An 18,759-nucleotide genomic window follows, 5' to 3' on the forward strand; every position below is an offset into this window, starting at 1 on the left:
AGAGGGTTGCTCAAATACTCGAGCGGCCCTCTTCGCTTTTTCCGCTTAACTTTAGTAAAATAGAAAGATGGAAAATGCTTATAGTTACCCAGTAAAGGAGGAATTGTCGAATGAAACCTATAGACCGTTCAGAGGTGCAGAAAGCCATCGATTCATTTGCAGGAAAAGATGTATACCTTCACCTTGAAACGACTAACGGTGCCTATGCCACCCATGTGGATGAAGCTTTTTTTTCAGCAGGCGCTTATATTCGTAATGCACAAATTCAATATGAACACGGTAAGATTATTGGGGACGGACCTTTTCGCGTCGGCTTAAAACTCATGATTGGCTGGGTATATGCTGAAGGCGTAAACCACTTCGAAATCGATGATCAAGGAAGATTATTGTTGGCAGGACTTGATTTCACGGGAAAACTTGCCGTTTCCCTTCAGATCAGTTCTACTCCCTTTGAATAACCAAAAGATATTTACACCATTTCTATTCATACCGCACGTACGCTTCTCTTCGGCGGAACTCTTTTATAATTATTGTAAGTAGAACGAAAGGAGACGAGTATTATGGAAAAAGAACAGCATATTTTAGTGATTTTCCCGCACCCCGATGATGAAGCCTTTTCTGTTTCAGGGATGCTTGCCTTACATAGTGAAGCCGGCACACCGATTACCTACCTCTGCTTGACTCTAGGGGAAATGGGTAGAAATTTAGGAAATCCTCCTTTCGCAACTAGAGAGTCCCTTCCTAAAATTCGCAAAAGAGAATTAATCGATGCAGCGAATGCCATTGGTATCCAAGACTTGCGCATGCTTGGTTTACGAGATAAAACGATTGAGTTTGAAGATGATGAAAAATTGACCTCCCTGTTCACAGAGGCCATCAATGAACTTAATCCTTCATTGGTCATAACGTTTTATCCAGGATACAGTGTCCACCCCGACCATGAAGCGACAGCACGTGCCGTCGTTCGCGCTGTAGAAAGAATCGAAGAAAAAGACCGTCCAAAGCTCCATTGTGTCGCCTTTTCCAATAATTGCATCGATGAATTGGGACAACCCGATATCATCCATGACATCACCGCAGCTGAAGATAAAAAGGTAGCGGCCATAACCGCGCACCGATCGCAAACACAAGCAATGGTGGTTGATTGGAAGGAAAAATTCGAAAACCAAGATGCTGATTTCCTCGACTGGATTCGAAAAGAGCGATTATGGACCTACAAATTTTAAAAACCGCCATTTGGCGGTTTTTTTATTTATTTCCATAAAAAAACGCCTGTTTGTAACAGACGTAGAAAAAGGGGGATTACTTAGAAAAGTAAATCATACAATAAGTATCCCCTTTTTCCATATTTTTAAACAAATAAGGGATAATCAAGAAATCATTTGATCGCCCGTATTCTGCCTGGATGCCCTTGCTGATGCCTTTTTACCATGAACAAAATAGTAAATGACTATCAACAAGACTGACAGAACAGCCATGCAGATAAACAACCCTTTAAAACCAGTATAAGGAACGAGGAACCCTAGCATAAACGGTCCTAAACCAATTCCAAAGTCATAAAAGGTAAAGAATGTGGAGGTTGCCAATCCCATACGATTTGATGGAGATTCCTTGATGGATATAGCCTGTGCGCTTGACTGAAACGTACCATATCCTACACCGATGAAAGCACCTGCAATCAAGAGCGTCAAGGCATGTTGCGATTGACTTAGTACGACCATCCCAATTACAAATAAGACAAGGGAAGGGTAAATTACAGCATTTTCACCTTTCACATCGAACATACGCCCTGTAAATGGACGGGTAACTAAAAGGAATATAGCGAACACGACAAAGAAAAAGCTCGCGGCATCCAGTAGGTTTATTTCCTTTGCAAAAGAAGTTAAATAGGACAAGATGCTCGAATAGGCTAAACCTGCAAACATCACAAGTATGGATATCGGCAAAGCACGTTTTTCAAAGTAGTCTTTGATGTTGAACCCCCGTGGTCGAGGCGCTTGATCTTTTGTTGCCTCAGGTACAAATAAAAATAAAGAAGCCGCTAAAGAGAATGCAGCGAATAGTGACGCGGCATAGAAAATAAAGGAGTAGCTAAAATGCTGGGTTATGAACAATCCGATAAATGGACCAAATGCCATGGCCAGGTTTGTACTCATGGCAAAGTATCCCGTACCTTCACCACGTCTTTCATTCGGTATGATATCAGCAACAATTGTTCCAGTGGCCGTTGTAGCGAGACCAAATGAGATACCATGAACCAACCGATCAATAAATAAAAGCGGCAAACTATCCACTTGCAGATAGAAAACGGAGGCTATAAAAAATAATACCAACGAACCAATAAGCATTTTCTTCCGACCTAATTGATCAATCTTTTTTCCGGCGATTGGTCGTACAAGTACTGCTCCCAAGACAAAAATACTCGACGCCAGTCCGGCTTGAGCTTGAGAAGAATGGAAATTATCCATCGTATAAAGGGTCAAAGTGACCATCAAGACATAAAACGTTAAAAAGAGAAAAAAGTTTGCGGACGAAACAATAATAAAGTCTTTCGTCCACAATTTTGTTTTTTGATTCATTTCAATCCTTCTTCCTTACGATTGTTGTAACTTTTCCTTTAAGAATTTTAAGGTCCGCAATGTTGCTTCCCAGTCCTCTTCAGACAAACCATCTATTAATTGAAGTTCGAATTCATCTACTGCCTTTCTAGCTTTTAGGTATGTTTTTTCACCTAAATCAGTTAACTGAATTCTCCGTTCCCGTTTATCTTTTCCCGGTATTTGTTCGATTAATTTTCGTTCTTCCAATCGATTCACCGTCCGGGTTACTGTCGGTTTCTCGACATCTAAGTAATTGCTGATTTCAACCAACGTGGTACTACCATATTCCTTCAGATAATAGATAATCATCCATTGAGAATGAAAAAGATCGACCTTTGCCAGCTGCTCATTTAACTTCTTGGTGAACGTTCTTGAGAATTGCAGGTTATGGTGAAAAAATAAACCATCACGTAAAAACAAAGGTATTCCCCCTGAAAATTAGTTACCTAGGTAACTATACTACGATTCATCTGAATTGTCCAGCCAATCCCTATTGATTTATCCAGATACTACTCACACATTATCAGTATTCCCACTCCTCCTTGGAAGCATAAAAAAAATGCCCTTTACAGGACATCTCTTAATGGGACTTAGCTAAGGGCAAACGATAAAGTTTATCATCATTACGATCGGCCTTTCCACGCCCATCTGTATTATTGCTAATAAAATATAGGAATCCCCCGTCTACTAACACATCTCGTATCCGGCCAGAATCGGTAACTAAATCCGTCATTTCCCCAATTTTTATATCATACCTCTTAAGTGCTTCTCCCCTTAAGGCAGCAACAAAAAGCTTGCCATCTGAATACGCAATCCCAGAAGGTGCCCATGTATCATTTCCGGAATGAATCATAGGAGCTTCCATATTTGATTGTGCCTCACTTCCCTCTATTTCCGGCCAGCCATAATTCTTTCCAGGGAGAATCGCGTTTAATTCATCATGTGCAGATTCACCATGTTCACTTTCGAACAGTTGTCCCGTTTCATCCCAAGCGAGGCCTTGCGGATTGCGATGTCCGTAAGAAAAAATATAGGAATTCTCGAAAGGATTATCGTCGGGGATGGTTCCGTCAAGATTCAAACGCAAAAGCTTGCCACCTAAAGAATCAAGATCCTGGGCAATCATTGGTTCCCTTGCATCTCCTGTTGTGGCAAATAGTTTTCCATCGGGGCCAATCTTTAAGCGTCCTCCATGATGATAGTCACCACTTGGAATCTTGTCGATTAGAATTTCCTTCTCTCTCCATGTATCATCCACCTGTTGGAGCGTGATGATCCGATTGGATGGTTTTCCGTTTTCCTCGTAGGTGTAATAGGCAAAAGCTTGATGGTTCTTCGAAAAGTCAGGGTCGAGCACAAATCCAAGCAATCCAGCTTCTGCCTTTGAGGACAACTTCTTTTCCAGCTGAACCTTCTGCCTCTCCATATGCTCATTCTTCCATTGCACGATGGTGCCTGACCGTTCTGAAACATACAAAGTCTCTCCATCTTTCTGAATCGACCATGGAGAAGCCAGGTTCGTTACCAGTACCTCAGGGCCATCTATCGCCGTTTCTGTTGAGTCTTCCTCAGGCTGTGCTCCGTTATTTCCCTCTCCCCCTGAACATCCCGTCAAGGCCAACGTAATCATGAGGATCAATGAACACCATCTTTTCAAATAAATTCCCTCCCTCGGTTTGCCGAGTTATTCGATTGTCTTCTTAAGAACCTTTAAAATGGCCTTCGCTACTCCATGTTCTTCATTTGTCCCTGTCACTTCATCACAAAGGTTTTGAATGTCGGTCGGGGCATTTCCCATTGCGACGGATAAACCCACTCTTTCAAACATGGATATATCATTATAATTATCTCCAATGGCCATCGTCTCCTGCATAGAGCCTTCTTTTTCGTTCACATACTTTTCGAGTACGATTCCTTTTTGGGCATGTTTGCTCGTGATTTCCACATTCTCACGACCCGAAGAGGTGACAGCAGTCCCTTCATCCATTTTGAACCGCGAGGCAGCTTGGTCCAATACCTGCAAATCCGTGGAGAAACCAAGGATTTTATATAGTTCCAACTCAGCTTGGTCGAAAAGCTCAGTATAATCCGCAATGGATGTAACATGTCCCAATTGTAGACGAGCCTCTGCATACTTTCTAATTTGGGACGGGTCAATATCCTGATTTGCCGTAACCATTACATCCACAAGGGCATCGATTGCGGTCTCGTAGTTTTTAGAGAAAATTCCTTTGCTCGTATAAATTTCGAAATAGATTCCCCGTTCTTCAAGCCACTCCGCTGCATTCTTTACGGAAGCTATCTGCATTGGATGGGAAGCCGCTACCTTCCCTTCTTGCGTGAAGAGGGCAGCGCCATTCACGCAGATGATCGGACATTCAAGGCCCACTTTATCTAAAGCATATCTGGCTTCCTCAAACGATCTTCCAGTAGCAATGATGACTTCGATCCCTTCTTCTTGAGCCTTATGAATCGCTGATTTATTTTCTTCACTCACCGTTTGCATTTTATTCAGTAATGTTCCGTCCATATCAATCGCAATCGTTTTAATCATTTAACCACTCCCTTTTCTTTTTACCCTTATTTTACCCTAATAAGAAATGATTAACATCCTCGTGCATGTAAGATGATCCAAATGATTGTCCCTTCTATGTAAAACTGCACCTCATTTTTAAAAAAGGTGCAGTCTCTTTTCAATGTAATATTGTTGGGTTATCCATTGCCTTTACCCGCTCACCAATCTGTTCCTGAATATCTTTCATCATGTCATCGACAGCCGTAAAATCCATGGCCTTCACATAGATTGTTTCAAGTTCGTCATGCTGCTCTTTCGCCTTCGCCAGACACGCTGTCGCTTCATTCATTTTCTCCCGGTACCTCAAAGAGACAGCCTTGATTTGATCGGCATATATCTCATCGGTTCCCGGAAGGATGGCCGTCTTATAGATATCGATGATTTCATCCCCTTCAAGGCTTGGGAAGTATTCATGAGGGGCGGTGCTATCAAAAATGGCGATGCCCACTTCACGCACTATCACCATATCCAAGCTGTCAGGGTCAAATCCACAATGATACATTTCCACATCAAAGCCCCGTTGCTCTGCAGATTTGGCAATTTTCTTCAGCATCGTCGATTTACCTGAACCCGGACGCCCTTTCAAAAAGTATCGTTTATGCACACCTTTTGTAATATTCGGAACATAGTCAACAGCACCCTTTGGAGTGGCTGCACCTAAGAACCTGTGGCGAACATCCGCTTTTTTGTTCAAGAATATATCTCTATAAAAACCCTGAATCAATTTATTCGTCAATCCATTTAATTTGGCGAAATCGATGTTTGCTTTATAGATTTCTTCCCATTCGTCATGTATCTCCAACGCTTTGGCAAAGTGGCCATAAGCCGCCTCATAGCTCTTGCTTCTGGCATTCGTCAATCGAATGATGTTTGCCCTTTCAGCCGCCAGCTGCTGGGAATACCAGGCGGCCCCAAGATTAACGTATTCCTCTATAGCCCCTGGCGCTTTCGGTTCAATTACATGCGGTGCTGTCCCATCCACAAGACCTACTTTCAATGCAGGGATGATCACCCCATCAATGGAATCATTATCGGAGGAACAGTGCAAAAACTCTATGTCGTAGCCTTTATCCAGCCATTCCTGGCCAATCTTTTTCATGATCGTTGATTTCCCTGACCCAGGTCCTCCCTTTAGGATGAATAATTTCTCCAATCCCGTAAGGTTTGAATCATATAAGCTATAAAAACCTTTGGCCGTATTACCTCCGGCAAAATAATGCATCGCATTTCCTGACACTTCCACACTCTCCTTTACCATACAGATGTATCTTCAAGACAGCGTATGCCATGAAGCACAGGTAGGTGAATGCCTAAAAGTTCAAAGTGACTAAAAACCTTATATGGGAGCTTTTTAGATTCACTTTAAAAGGGCCGCAGTTTCAGCCTCTGCCCCCATCAAGAATCCCGATGGTTCCAGGACAATTTGTGTACCGATCTTCCCACCGCTCACGATGATTTCGGACAGGTCTAATGCGCTTTCATCAATAAAGGTCGGATACTGCTTTTTCATTCCTATAGGTGAACAGCCTCCGCGGATATACCCGGTGTACTTTTGCAGATCTTTAACGGCAAGCATTTCGATTTTTTTCACACCTGCTGCTTTGGCCGCTTTTTTCAAATCCAGCTCAGCAGCCACAGGGATTACAAACACATAAAGCTGTTGAGGACCATTATGGGTAACAAGCGTTTTAAAGACCGTTTCCGGTGCTTTACCGATTTTATTAGCCACTGTAATCCCGTCAATTTTCCCATCATTCGCATCGTAACTCATCTTCTCATACTTTATTTTCATTTTATCGAGAATACGCATGGCATTTGTTTTACTGGCTCCCATCTCTTAAATCCCCTTACCTTTTTCCTCTATCTTACCATTTTTGAAAATAAGCCAAAAGAAAAGCACAAGCTTTTAACAGCTGTGCTTTTGTCGCATCACTCTAAATGTCGACGTTGGAAGTCGGCAATTCGCTTGTAATCTCCTTCTAATTTTCGGCAAACGGACAGGTAAATCGACATGAGTTCTTGGTATATTTCCACATTTGCCTCAATGGGCTCGAGCTCATGGGTGTTACCGACCATATCCTCCACCGCATCCAAACTTTCGATTTCCCCTAAAGCGTAGAGACCAAGAATGGCAGCCCCTAGACTCGAACTTTCAAAGCTTTCAGGAATCTTCACATGCTGGTTAAATATATCAGCCATAATTTGACGCCAAAGCTTGGAACGGACAAAGCCGCCACTCGCATGGATTTTTTTGGGGGCCCCGGTCAATTCCCCTACAGTGAGCAGCACACTATATAAGTTATACATCACGCCTTCAAGTACAGATCGGACCATATGATCACGGGTATGATGAAGAGCCAATCCAAAGAAGGAGCCTCTCGCATCAGCACTCCATAACGGCGCCCTTTCCCCAGCCATATATGGGTGGAAAATCAACCCATCGGAACCAGGGGCGATATGCGTTGCCATTTCGGTCAGGATTTCGTAAGGGTCCTGGCCCAATACTTTCGCTCTCGCAATTTCCTCCCGACCAAGTTGGTCCTTGGCCCATCGGAAGGTAATCCCGCCATTATTGACCGGTCCGCCAATGACCCAATGCCTTTCAGTAAGGGCGTAACAAAACGTTCTCCCTTTTGGATCCGTAAGCGGATGGTCACTGACGGTACGGACCGCTCCACTTGTGCCAATCGTTACCGCAAATATACCCGGTTTGATGGCATTTTGCCCCAAGTTAGCTAGTACCCCGTCACTGGCACCAATGACCATTGGTGTATCAGGGGAAATATTCATGTTCGCAGCCAATCCCTCACTCAAGTTGGAAAGGATATGGGTCGTCGGCACAAGCCTTGGTAGTTTGTCCGAACCGATTCCGGCAATCACCAATGCTTCCTCATCCCACTCCATCGTTTTCAAGTTGAACAGGCCTGTTGCTGAAGCCATAGAATAGTCCATCACATATTCATTGAAAAATTTATAAATGATATATTCTTTAATTCCTAGAAATTTATCCGTTTTGTTAAAAATTACTGGGTGTTCATTTCTAAGCCACATGATTTTCGTGATGGGTGACATCGGATGAATCGGTGTCCCCGTCCTATGGTATAATGCCTCTCCCTGACTTGATGCCTTCAGTTCCTCGGCATAGGCAGCACTTCGATTATCAGCCCATGTAATGCTGTTGGTTAGTGGGTTTCCGCCTGTATCCATGGCAATCAAACTATGCATGGCCGAGCTAAACGAAATAAACCCCAACTCTTCTTTTTCAATCCCACTTGCAATCATGACCTCACCGACTGTCAGCAAGACCGCCTTATAGATTTCTTCAGGGTCCTGTTCTGCAACGGACGGTGTGGGACTGTTCAATGGATATCCCTTAGAACATGTTTGCACTACCTTACCGTCTTTCGTAAAAAGAACCACTTTTGTACTTGTTGTCCCAATATCGATTCCCATCATATAATTAGAATGTTTCATGCTATTACATCGTGCTCCTTTCTCTTAAACAATTGTATCCAATAGTAAGATTAGGATAAGCGAAACGACTGAAATGCCGTCCCCATTTTCGATTCATACATGTATCATCAATTACTAGATACAGGTCGGGCCAAATAGAATACGCTGCTATGTTCTTCTTTATTAAAACCCTTTGCGTAGACCCATGTAAAGGAAGAAACAAAGCCTAATCCGGTAAAAAGCGGGTTTCGTAAAATCAGGTCCCCCAATAGAGTCATAGGGTGCAGGGATGTAAAATGGCCTTTGAATTAGAATCACTCAACCATTCCAGTAGCTTAGCCATATGAACGGATCTTTAACAAACAGCTCCGTAATATTATGAGTGTTTCCCTAATTACTCCAACTCATAAGATGAATTATAGGATCATCAAGGGCGCTTACTAGACGAAAAAGGGAGGGACCCTACTCGGCGCAAATCAGGTCTCTCCCTTTATATACATATGTACCATCACACGAGAATAAGCGGACCGCAACGTTGGAAAATGTCCGCTTCTAGGCTTTCAGGATAGTTGATCAAAAAACTGGTAGATGGACCCGATGATTTCTCGATATCTACACGACTCTTTATCCGTTCGGGTATTCCCCCACCTTGAGGATCCAGCTGCTCCCATTCATAGGCAATGCCTTTCGAACCTACAGGAAGGAGGCGGACCCCTTCAAGTTCGGAGCACCATTTAAAGAGGGATAAAGGTGCAACCCACTGCTGTTGTTCCATAACCTCGTCGCCAACCAACGGCCTGCCGACAATGGCCATTTTCCGATTGGAAGTTTCCTTCGAACCCAACCCTTTTTCCCGTTTTCCAATGACCATCAACCCTAATGCGGATTGTTGGAGGGGCATGTTACTCTCTGTACTGCCAGTAATGGACAGGTCTAACCCTATTTCATCCATTCCCTTCCTCACACCCTTCGTCAAACTTCCCCAGGCCTCATCGCCACAGAAGTTTTGAAGGACGACAGCGATTGGGCTCCCACCGGAGGCCAAACATTCCATGACCGCTACCCGAAAAGAGTAATAGCCGACCACCTCATATGGGACATGAACAAGATCTTTTTCCTTCAGCCCGATTCCACCACTATTATCTGTTGAGATAACCAAGGACTGGGAATCATTGAACGGCAAGATCAGTGAATCCATCATCCAATCATTCCTTCTCGTATGAACACCTTTTTCAAGACTGGCACGAGACGAGGAATCAAAAGAATGCTCAAGAATACATTCAATGCTGTAGCCGCCGTTAAGGAAGGTACCAACATCATGTAAAACTCAGTGCTAACCAAGAATGCGAAAGGTAATCCTACGATGAAGGCATTACCTAAAAAGAAAAAGGAAAAAGCGCTTATTTTCTTATCGTGGTCATATAGGACACCAAACATCCAAGCAAGGACTGCCATTTCCAACATGATTAAGAAATGAAACGGACCAAGTGGCGTGCCGCCAATCAAGGCAGATAAGATATGGCCTAAACCAGCCACGATTCCTCCCGTAATCGGGCCTAATGCAACAGCCGCCAATAGTGCCGGAAAGCTATCGAAAGCTATACTTCCAATTGGGGAAGGAATCTTGATCATCGCCCCGACCAACGATAAGGCGATGAACATGGAACTCATGGTGATTTTTCTTGCGTTCATGTTTATTCCTTTTCCTTTCTTTTTCCTCCGCGGAATACGTTAGCACTACGGGCATATTCGACATCCTTCACACCAAGGCGGAAGTTGATCACTCGTGCGACCGCAAAGAAATAATCCGATAACCGATTTAAATATTGCAGGGAAAGAGGAGACACCGCTGCACCCGATTTGATCAAGGAAACCACCAATCGTTCAGCCCTTCTTGTAACGGTACGTGCTATATGGATTGTTGCAGCCGCTTTTGTACCACCTGGCAATATGAACTTTTCCAATTCAGGGGCTTCGACGATGAAGGCATCGATTCGTTCTTCTAAGTATGTAATCGCCTCATCCGTCAACTTTTGAGGGGCTTTATCAGAAACGGTCGCCAAATCACCACCGCAGTCAAATAGCTCATGTTGGATCTTTTCCAAATCTACTAGTATATCTTCAAAAACCGCCGAATCCAATTCAGTTACGGCAAGCCCAATATAGCTATTCACTTCATCCACAGTCCCGTAAGATTCAACACGGATATCATCCTTATCCAAACGGCCCCCGATTACGCTTGTTTGCCCTTTATCACCTGTACGTGTATATATTTTCATCTCTATTCCTCCTCTATTTAATTCGTTGATTGATTCCATACCAAATGATATCCACGCGTGTAGAAATGGAGGCCACATCTTGAAAGATCCATCCGCATGCATCACGCCATTGACGGTTCTTTTTTTCGATTGGAACGATGCCTTTTGATAGATCCGAACCGATGACAACACATGTGCGACCACTTTCTTCTTTCTCCCATATTCGCCAGCCGTCCAGGATTTCCTTCCACTTCTTTTGGATTGACTCCACATCCATGATATTCACATCCTGCCCAATCCACGCATCGATTCCCTGTAGCACGACAATATCCTTTTGAAAATCTCTGAAATCCGGTTGGTCGTTTTGATAGCCTGATAGCCATAGACCCTCAGTATTCAACCCGTAAAATTGCTTGACCCATTTAGTTTTCCCATTATAGGCACCGCCTGTAACAAAGTGCAACGTTCACCCCTCCTCAACCTTTCCTTGTTTTCCCAAATCAGCTCATACCCCTTCGCATGGGGTATCGACCAATCCCAAAAGGGCTTTTCCACCGGTGCATAACGGGCAAGAAGCTCACGTATCACACCTCCATGAGTCATCACCGCATACGTGGAGCTATCCTCATCCGCGATCAACCGGGCCCAGCCATTATGAACCCGCCTGGAAAAATCAGGATAACTCTCCCCTTTAGGAACAGCTGCCACCATGGGATCCTCCAGCCATTTTTGATAATCAGCATTCGTCTTCAGTTCTTCATAAGTTCGGCCTTCCCACCTGCCGAAATTCATTTCACGGAAAGCAGGCCATCCCACTGGATCAACCTCCGGGAACAGATGCCTTGATGTTTCCATGCACCTAAGTAAGTCGCTTGAATGAATCCTTTCATATCTTGGATAGTATTGCTTCCATTCCTCGATATCCCTTTTTCCTTTTATGCTTAAGGGAGAATCCGTCCACCCTAAATAGGCTTTTCGCTCATTGGCTTCCGTCAACCCATGGCGAAGTAGTGTAATAGCCACAGAATCAGCCATAACCACACCTCCACTCCTTCAACTGACGCGCCCAGCACATCACCCGTTATTCCACCGAACCAACGGATGATTTTCCGTTTTATATAAAGGAGAAAGAGTAGTGCGGCGATCCCCATGATCGCGAATAAAGCCATGAGGTTGATATCGATTAAATAAGCTATCGCAAAACTTAAAAGCAGGTAAATCCAATATATGTGCAAGCTGTTTTTCCTGACTGCACTTTGGAAAAAGGCGCCCAGTCCCTCTTTTTTAGCCAACTGCATCCGGCTAAGTAAATAGCCCATCACGCATTTACTTAGAAAGGGAACCATGATAATCAAAAAATAAGTCCATTCATTGATCCGTTCGATGATTTCATACATCCATATAAAGCGGGCAGCTAACAGCACAATGACAGAAATGACACCAAATGCACCGGTCCTGGAGTCCTTCATGATCTCCAGTCGTCGTTCTTTATCTTGGTACGAAAAGAAGGCGTCACTTGCATCAATCCAACCATCAAGGTGCAACCCACCTGTTAGGGCAATCGTCAATGTCCATAGCACAAACGCAATGGCTAGGGGGGAAAATGGTGTCCATTCCACAAGTCCGTATAGCACTCCCCCTAATATCAGACCTAGAAACAACCCGACCAAAGGAAACGTTTGGATCGCCCGGTGAATATACTTCTTATCCATTGGAAGTTGTTTCTTTATGGGAAACACCGTAAAAAATTGCAAGTTAATTAAGAATCCAATCCAGCTATTCATTCAGAGGTACCCGCTTTCATTCTTAGAGGGACACCTGATTCGACAAGATAGGCCTCATCTGCCCTTTCAACGATCGCTTGATGAAGCAATCCGAGCACTTTTCCGTATGTATGTAGAAATTCATCTTGAAAAATGGGCTCCTGTACCACTTCATTGCTTACGATAATCAGACTTTGAGCTTCCTTCCTGATTTCACCGATGCCCTTGATTATTTTGGTGAATACTTTATGTAAAAAATCCTCTGTAAGGGGCACATTAGGCAGGAATAATTCATTATCGAGCAACGTCGTCAGGCAATCAAGCAAGACGATTGATTTTGCATCCAGGTCCTTCCCTATTCGGGTAACATCCGTCGCATATTCCGATGTCCTCCATGCAAGCGGACTTCTATGCCTGTCCTGACGGTGCCTATTAATCCGCTCTTCCATTTCGGCATCAGAACTCCGGCCACAAGCAAGATAATGTAGGTTGCCGCCCGATTGAATGGCAAGCTCCACCGCCTTTTTTTCTGCAAAGCTGCTTTTACCACTTCGAACGCCCCCCGTTATAAAATAGAGCCTAGAGTTTTCCACTGTTTTACCGCCTCCATCAATGCCTTATTATCCTGCTCACTTTTCACTGCAAACCGGAGCCACCTGCCATCCAAACCAGGAAAATTATAAGTATGGCGCGGCACGATGCCCTTTTTCAATAAAAAGGGAAACAGGGAAAGAGACTCGTCCCTCACTAAGTAAAAATTCACCGTACTTTCAGAGACCTCGATATCCAGTTCCTTATAAAAGCGGAATAAATCCCTTTTTTGCCTTTGAATATATGCTCTTGTTCTACTCATATATGCTTCTTCTGCCAAACAGAGTTTGCCTACCTCCAGGGCGATATGATTGACGCTCCAATGTGGTTTGAAGGTCTTCGCCCGTATAATAATGGTCGGGTCAGCCAATAGGTAACCCAGCCTCAATCCAGGTATCGCGAAAATTTTCGTCATTGATCGTAAAATGAGCAAATGAGGAAACTCCCGAATAAGAGGTGCATAGGAAAAGGCATGATCCGTAAAATCATAAAAGGCCTCATCCAGCACCATCATGCATTGGGCTTTTTGGCATGCTTCGATTAGTTCCCGTACTGTCTCCTCCTTATAAGAAATGCCAGTCGGATTATTGGGCGTACATAAAAAGATGGCAGCATACTGAGGCAAAAGCGGACGTAATCGATCCAAGTCCAGTTCCCACCTGGGCGCTTCCAGTTGAAAAAAGTCGACCTCGCAACCTGCTGCCAAACAAGATTCGGCATATTCGGCAAAGGCTGGTTGAATGATTAACACTCGTTTATTCGCCAGTTCTTTCGCCACAAGCGTTATGATTTCCGCTCCCCCGTTTCCAACAAGTACAGAATCTTCATGAAGTGCTTCTTTTTTTGCTATCATATGTGTCAGCTCTACGGCATGTGGATCTGGGTAGTCGAGGATACCCTCAAAAAACCCCGACCATCTCTGTTTTATACTAGAGGGTGGACCCAATGGGTTGATATTGGCACTGAAGTCCACATACGATTGTGGCATTTCGATTCCCAGTGCTTTGTAAAGATAATGCGGATTAGAGCCATGAGTTGGTAATTGCAAATAAAAGTCCTCCTAACCAAAGCATCAACAGGAATAAAAAAGAAGTCCGATGCATGATGGTAATCGTTTTTTTTATATGAATCGCTTCTAGCGGAACAATTGGAAGGCCCATTCTAGCTCGATTGGACACCACACCTTTGTACATATTCCTTCCGCCCAGTTGAACGCCCAGGATGGCTGCAACACCCGCTTCGCACCACCCACTGTTCGGACTTGGGTGCTTATGGGCATCCTTGAATAATATAGCCCACCGCCCCTTCCAGCCGTTATGGACTGACTTTGATCCAATCAGCATCAAAAAACCGGTTAAACGGCTCGGAATCCAGTTCACTAGATCGTCAAGCTTGGCAGAAGCCCATCCGAAGTCAGCATATTTATCATTTTGGTATCCGACTATGGAGTCGCATGTATTGATTGCCCTATACATCATGGCAAGTGGCGCGCCTCCGATGGCAGCCCAAAACAGGGGAGCCGTAATACCGTCACTCGTGTTTTCCGCTACCGTTTCAACGGTACCCCGAACAATTTCCGGTTCATCTAGATCTGCCGTATCACGGCCCACAATATAAGAAAGCTTCCGCCTCGCCTTGGCCATATCCCGTGTATTCAATGGTCGATAAACATCCATTCCCGCCCGTCTTAAACTCTTTTGAGCGATCGTGGTGGAAATGAGTAGCGCTTCCCAGATGATACCGGCAGCAGGATGGATTCTATACGCTAAATAGACGGTGATGCCTGTGGCCGCCAACACGAGCAGCAAGATGAGCAGTAGCATGAACAGTCCATTCCGCTTCTTTCTTGTCCCTTTGTTGAGAGCTTCATCAAGTTTATTGATAAGCGAACCTATCCATTTAACCGGGTGTGGCCAATCAGGAGGGTCGCCAATGACCAAATCTAGGATAAATGCCAATGTGATTGCATAAAGATGGTGAAAAATCATAAGCTTTCAATCCGTTTCCTACTATTTTCAATCGCTTCCACTGTACAGTCATAAACGCCACGGCTAATTAACTTCCCGAGAGGCGTGATGGTACCCGCATAACGGAGGGTGGTTCCTCTTTGTGTGGCTGCAATCAAGATGCTATCCGTCGATGTTCCAGTCGCCCATGTGTTTGTCACCTGATCTAAGACATGTAGGTCATGAAGCGCTTTAACCTTCGCCTCGGTAGCTGTCACGATACAGTGAATGAACGCTTCTTCCGCCAAATGGCCATTCACGAAAACCCAGGTATTGATCGTACCCGGCGATGAAGTCCATGAATGCCTGTCTGCCAAAGAGGCATCGATGGCATTCCCTACCCCCGCTGTTACCATGATGAATATCGAAAAACCCTCATCTCTTAGAAGTCGATATGACACTGTATCCAAAAACACGGCCGTCATCATTCCGACGGTTTCCTGCGGTTCAAATCCGTATGTCTTCAAATAGTCAGCCATTTCAGCAATATGGTCATCACAATTGTAATCGTAGTGGACATGTCGATTAACAAAGTGCTGATGCCACCCCGTTCCCGAACCAGTTACGCCGGATGACATGGTTCTAAGCGGAATGGGTGAACTTAAATGAAGGAACTCCGGAGCCTGGTTCAGATAACTTTCATTGATCTCCAAAGGGTCCAGCTCTCCTGTATGCTTCTCGGGTACAATGAACATTTGCGGCTTAGGTAAGGCAGGATGAGGATGTTTTTCGATTTTTGTCCTATATACCTCCTGAATCCGCTCCTGCTGAAGCACTTCATTCGGCACGTCAATCACTTGGACTCGCCCTTTTTCAAGCAACATCAGGCGATCGCAATATAAGCCAGCCAAGTTCAAGTCGTGAAAAATTGAAATGACCGTCAATTGTTGTTCCTTAGCCATTTTCCTCATCAAATCAAGAAGTTCTTTTTGATAAGACAGATCCAGGTGGTTCGTCGGTTCGTCGAGAAAAAGGATTTCCGGTTCTTGTGCAAGAGCTTGTGCCAACAAAACACGTTGTCTTTCCCCGCCTGACAAACGTTCAAAATGCATTTCCTGAAAGACTGCCACTCCCGTTTGCATCATCACGCGTTGAACGATTTCTTCGTCTTCAGACGTCCAACTATGAAACCACCCTGTTTGATGGGCATATCGCCCAAGGACAACGGTCTCTTTTACTGTATAGGAAAAAGCCAATGAGGAATGCTGCGGCAAAACGGCGATGACCTGTGCCAGTTGTTTGGACGAATATCCCTTCAGGTCTTTCCCCTTAATATCGATGGTTCCCGCCTGATACGGCAGGATACCGCTAAGCATCCCCAATAGCGTCGTTTTCCCACTTCCATTCGGACCAAGAATACCGAATAATTCTCCTTTTTTCACATCAAATGAGACGGAGTCCAAAACCGTTTTATTATCATATCCTCCTGTTAACCCTTTAACTTCAAGCATACACTTCTACCCTTCTCTCCGTCTCTTTAATAAAATAAATGCGAATGCCGGCGCACCGATAAGCGAAGTAATAACACCTATCGGCAATTCTGTCGGTGCGATGATCGTTCGTGCCACCAGATCAGCCAATATTAAAAATCCGCTTCCCACAATCAATGATAATGGCAACAGATGCGTATGGTCTGGCCCCCAAATCCTGCGGACCAAATGGGGGATGACCAGCCCTACAAAGCCAATCGTACCTGATACGGCAACGGCAGCCCCTGTCAGTATCGAGCCGGCGACCAGAATCAGCATCTTCCTCCGCTGAACATTCACGCCTAGGTGCCTCGCACGGTCTTCCCCAAATGTCATGGCATTCAATTCGTGGGTATTCATCATCAAAACGAGAGAACCAAGGAGGAAAAATGGCAAAATGATCGTGACATGACTCCAACCACGCATCGAGACACTTCCCATCAGCCAGCTGATGATTTGCCTTAACTCCTCACCCGTCAATGCAATCATCAATGAGATGAAAGCACTTAAAAACGAGCTGAAAATGATACCGGTTAAAATAATCGTTTCTACCTTCATGGAACGATCCATTTTTCTTGCAAAGGTCAATACGCAAAAAATCGTCAACAATGAAAAAAGAACGCTTAATGTAGGCAGTGTATATAGGCCAAAAAACGGCAGTGACAAATTCAAAAACAACGTTAATACTGCACCAAGCGAAGCCCCTGAGGATATTCCCAGGGTATAGGGGTCAGCTAGGGGATTCCTGAGCAATCCCTGAAATGCTGCCCCTGCTATTGCAAGGGATGCCCCAACCAAACCTGCAAGCACGACCCTCGGCAGGCGGATGTTCATCACGATATTCGTCAGTGTCCCATCCGGTTCCATGGCCAGGGGCAAATGAAGGACTTCCTTGCCAATGATTTGCAAAAGCACTGGTATCGGAACGGAAACCGATCCTAAGGAAACACCGATCAATATCGAAATAACCAAAAATGATAGGGCAAATACATAGGCCAATGCCCGTTTAGTTTTTAAATACGTTCGGATAGACTGATTTGGCAAGTTCCTCTACTCCCTCTATAAGCCTAGGACCGGAACGAGTGACAATATCTGAATGGACATCGAAAACCTCATCATTCTTAACTGCCTGAATGTCGGCCCATCCATTTCTTCCCGTTACCTCTTTGACTGGATCTCCTGTGTAATAACCATAGGTTGTAATGATGACATCCGGGTTGGCCGCTATCATCGACTCTTCATCGAGTTTTACCCAGCCATCCAATTCACCTGCGACATTATCCGCTGAAATGATGTCCAGCATTTCATCCATGAAAGTATTTTTTCCCGTTGTATAGATTTCAGGTGACGGTGAAACCTCTACAAAAACACTTTTTCTATCCTCACTCTTGATTGCCTTAGCCTTTTCTTTGATCTTTTCCAGCTTGTTCTGCATCGTCTTGACGATTTCCTTCGCCTTATCCAGTTCCCCTATTGCCGTTCCAATCATCTCAATAGACGTATACACTTCTTTAAAGTTTTTGGCATCATTCACGATTAGAACTGGAATACCCGCATCCTTAAGCTGTTGGATTCCTTCTTTGGAATTATGGGCACTCTCATGAGCAAGAACGATATCAGGCTGCAAAGCTAAAATCATCTCTGTATCTATTTCCATTCCACCTATCTTCTGAATATCTTTCGTTTCTTCCGGGTAATTGTCATTTTCAGACACTCCAATCACTTTCTCACCCGAACCTAGCGCAAAGACCGCTTCTGTATTACTTGGGATTAATGAAACAATTTTTTCTGGTTTCTGCTCGATGGTGACTTGGTTACCCACTGCATCTTGTAACGAAAGCGGGAAGCCCTGGTTAACAGCTTGTTTTGTCGACTGGTTTTCTCCTGTTCCATCCTGGGAGGCATCGCTACAGCCAACCAGTATACCGACCATCAATCCCATCACAAGCATGAAACTATATATCTTCCTCATCTTAAAACCTCCATCATTTTTGTGATCATTTCTGGACCTTCACACATGTGTTGCGAATATCAAAAGACATAC

At 44.3% G+C, this 18,759-nt stretch carries 21 protein-coding genes; 2 read left to right on the forward strand and 19 right to left on the reverse strand.

Annotation, left to right across the window (positions count from 1 at the left end; translation table 11 throughout):
• The first annotated feature begins 110 nt into the window (after positions 1-110).
• Together ACQKL0_RS02300 and bshB2 are read left to right on the forward strand one after the other, a co-directional pair.
• Positions 111-458 (forward strand): YojF family protein, encoded by a 348-nt coding sequence (locus tag ACQKL0_RS02300; protein WP_402870186.1) that lies wholly within the window; start codon positions 111-113, stop codon positions 456-458.
• A gap of 102 nt (positions 459-560) precedes the next feature.
• On the forward strand, positions 561-1,226 hold the full coding sequence (bshB2, locus tag ACQKL0_RS02305) for a bacillithiol biosynthesis deacetylase BshB2 (RefSeq protein ID WP_402870183.1): 666 nt from the start codon (positions 561-563) through the stop codon (positions 1,224-1,226).
• A gap of 144 nt (positions 1,227-1,370) precedes the next feature.
• Here bshB2 and ACQKL0_RS02310 read toward each other — a convergent pair whose 3' ends face one another.
• The 19 genes from ACQKL0_RS02310 to ACQKL0_RS02400 form a co-directional block, all read right to left on the reverse strand.
• On the reverse strand, positions 1,371-2,579 hold the full coding sequence (locus ACQKL0_RS02310; protein ID WP_402870180.1) for an MFS transporter: 1,209 nt from the start codon (positions 2,577-2,579) through the stop codon (positions 1,371-1,373).
• A gap of 15 nt (positions 2,580-2,594) precedes the next feature.
• The gene (locus ACQKL0_RS02315; protein WP_402870177.1) at positions 2,595-3,020 is read right to left on the reverse strand and encodes a MarR family winged helix-turn-helix transcriptional regulator; all 426 of its coding nucleotides are present in this window, start codon (positions 3,018-3,020) and stop codon (positions 2,595-2,597) included.
• A gap of 160 nt (positions 3,021-3,180) precedes the next feature.
• Positions 3,181-4,257 carry a PQQ-dependent sugar dehydrogenase gene (locus ACQKL0_RS02320; RefSeq protein ID WP_427685967.1) on the reverse strand — a complete coding sequence of 359 codons (1,077 nt, stop codon included), beginning with the start codon at positions 4,255-4,257 and terminating at the stop codon, positions 3,181-3,183.
• Between the two features lie 27 nt (positions 4,258-4,284).
• Positions 4,285-5,154, reverse strand: coding sequence for a Cof-type HAD-IIB family hydrolase (locus ACQKL0_RS02325; RefSeq protein WP_427685969.1), 870 nt, complete (start codon positions 5,152-5,154; stop codon positions 4,285-4,287).
• A 139-nt stretch (positions 5,155-5,293) separates the two neighbouring features.
• Positions 5,294-6,412, reverse strand: coding sequence for a PRK06851 family protein (locus ACQKL0_RS02330; RefSeq protein WP_427650486.1), 1,119 nt, complete (start codon positions 6,410-6,412; stop codon positions 5,294-5,296).
• A 120-nt stretch (positions 6,413-6,532) separates the two neighbouring features.
• Complete coding sequence (ybaK, locus tag ACQKL0_RS02335; RefSeq protein WP_403124191.1) at positions 6,533-7,009, reverse strand: Cys-tRNA(Pro) deacylase; 477 nt, start codon at positions 7,007-7,009, stop codon at positions 6,533-6,535.
• Between the two features lie 95 nt (positions 7,010-7,104).
• Positions 7,105-8,649, reverse strand: a complete 1,545-nt coding sequence (gene gntK / locus ACQKL0_RS02340; protein WP_402990554.1) for a gluconokinase — start codon at positions 8,647-8,649, stop codon at positions 7,105-7,107.
• Positions 8,650-9,136: 487 nt separating this feature from the next.
• A complete protein-coding gene (locus ACQKL0_RS02345; protein ID WP_427685972.1) occupies positions 9,137-9,829 on the reverse strand; it encodes an AIR synthase related protein in 693 nt (230 codons plus the stop codon).
• Complete coding sequence (locus ACQKL0_RS02350) at positions 9,826-10,320, reverse strand: ECF transporter S component (protein ID WP_402954969.1); 495 nt, start codon at positions 10,318-10,320, stop codon at positions 9,826-9,828. The genes ACQKL0_RS02345 and ACQKL0_RS02350 overlap by 4 nt, the downstream gene beginning before the upstream one ends.
• 2 nt (positions 10,321-10,322) lie before the next feature.
• On the reverse strand, positions 10,323-10,907 hold the full coding sequence (locus ACQKL0_RS02355; RefSeq protein ID WP_402954972.1) for a cob(I)yrinic acid a,c-diamide adenosyltransferase: 585 nt from the start codon (positions 10,905-10,907) through the stop codon (positions 10,323-10,325).
• A 13-nt stretch (positions 10,908-10,920) separates the two neighbouring features.
• Complete coding sequence (locus ACQKL0_RS02360; RefSeq protein WP_427685974.1) at positions 10,921-11,349, reverse strand: bifunctional adenosylcobinamide kinase/adenosylcobinamide-phosphate guanylyltransferase; 429 nt, start codon at positions 11,347-11,349, stop codon at positions 10,921-10,923.
• Positions 11,283-11,921: a histidine phosphatase family protein gene (locus ACQKL0_RS02365; protein WP_427685976.1), complete on the reverse strand. Its 639-nt coding sequence runs from the start codon at positions 11,919-11,921 to the stop codon at positions 11,283-11,285. Before ACQKL0_RS02365 ends, ACQKL0_RS02360 begins: the two co-directional genes overlap by 67 nt.
• The gene (gene cobS / locus ACQKL0_RS02370) at positions 11,879-12,670 is read right to left on the reverse strand and encodes an adenosylcobinamide-GDP ribazoletransferase (RefSeq protein ID WP_427685978.1); all 792 of its coding nucleotides are present in this window, start codon (positions 12,668-12,670) and stop codon (positions 11,879-11,881) included. The genes ACQKL0_RS02365 and cobS overlap by 43 nt, the downstream gene beginning before the upstream one ends.
• Positions 12,667-13,242, reverse strand: a complete 576-nt coding sequence (locus ACQKL0_RS02375) for a bifunctional adenosylcobinamide kinase/adenosylcobinamide-phosphate guanylyltransferase (protein WP_427685979.1) — start codon at positions 13,240-13,242, stop codon at positions 12,667-12,669. The genes cobS and ACQKL0_RS02375 overlap by 4 nt, the downstream gene beginning before the upstream one ends.
• A complete protein-coding gene (gene cobD / locus ACQKL0_RS02380) occupies positions 13,215-14,288 on the reverse strand; it encodes a threonine-phosphate decarboxylase CobD (protein ID WP_427685981.1) in 1,074 nt (357 codons plus the stop codon). Before cobD ends, ACQKL0_RS02375 begins: the two co-directional genes overlap by 28 nt.
• Entirely contained in the window at positions 14,263-15,228 is a 966-nt protein-coding gene (cbiB, locus tag ACQKL0_RS02385) for an adenosylcobinamide-phosphate synthase CbiB (protein WP_402870140.1), read from the reverse strand. Before cbiB ends, cobD begins: the two co-directional genes overlap by 26 nt.
• On the reverse strand, positions 15,225-16,697 hold the full coding sequence (locus ACQKL0_RS02390) for a heme ABC transporter ATP-binding protein (RefSeq protein ID WP_427685983.1): 1,473 nt from the start codon (positions 16,695-16,697) through the stop codon (positions 15,225-15,227). The genes cbiB and ACQKL0_RS02390 overlap by 4 nt, the downstream gene beginning before the upstream one ends.
• Positions 16,698-16,703: 6 nt before the next feature.
• Positions 16,704-17,759, reverse strand: a complete 1,056-nt coding sequence (locus ACQKL0_RS02395) for a FecCD family ABC transporter permease (protein WP_427685985.1) — start codon at positions 17,757-17,759, stop codon at positions 16,704-16,706.
• Positions 17,722-18,687: a helical backbone metal receptor gene (locus ACQKL0_RS02400; protein WP_427685987.1), complete on the reverse strand. Its 966-nt coding sequence runs from the start codon at positions 18,685-18,687 to the stop codon at positions 17,722-17,724. Before ACQKL0_RS02400 ends, ACQKL0_RS02395 begins: the two co-directional genes overlap by 38 nt.
• Positions 18,688-18,759: the final 72 nt, after the last annotated feature.

The organism is Peribacillus sp. NPDC097264 (genome assembly GCF_050277925.1).
Lineage (GTDB): Bacteria > Bacillota > Bacilli > Bacillales > DSM-1321 > Peribacillus.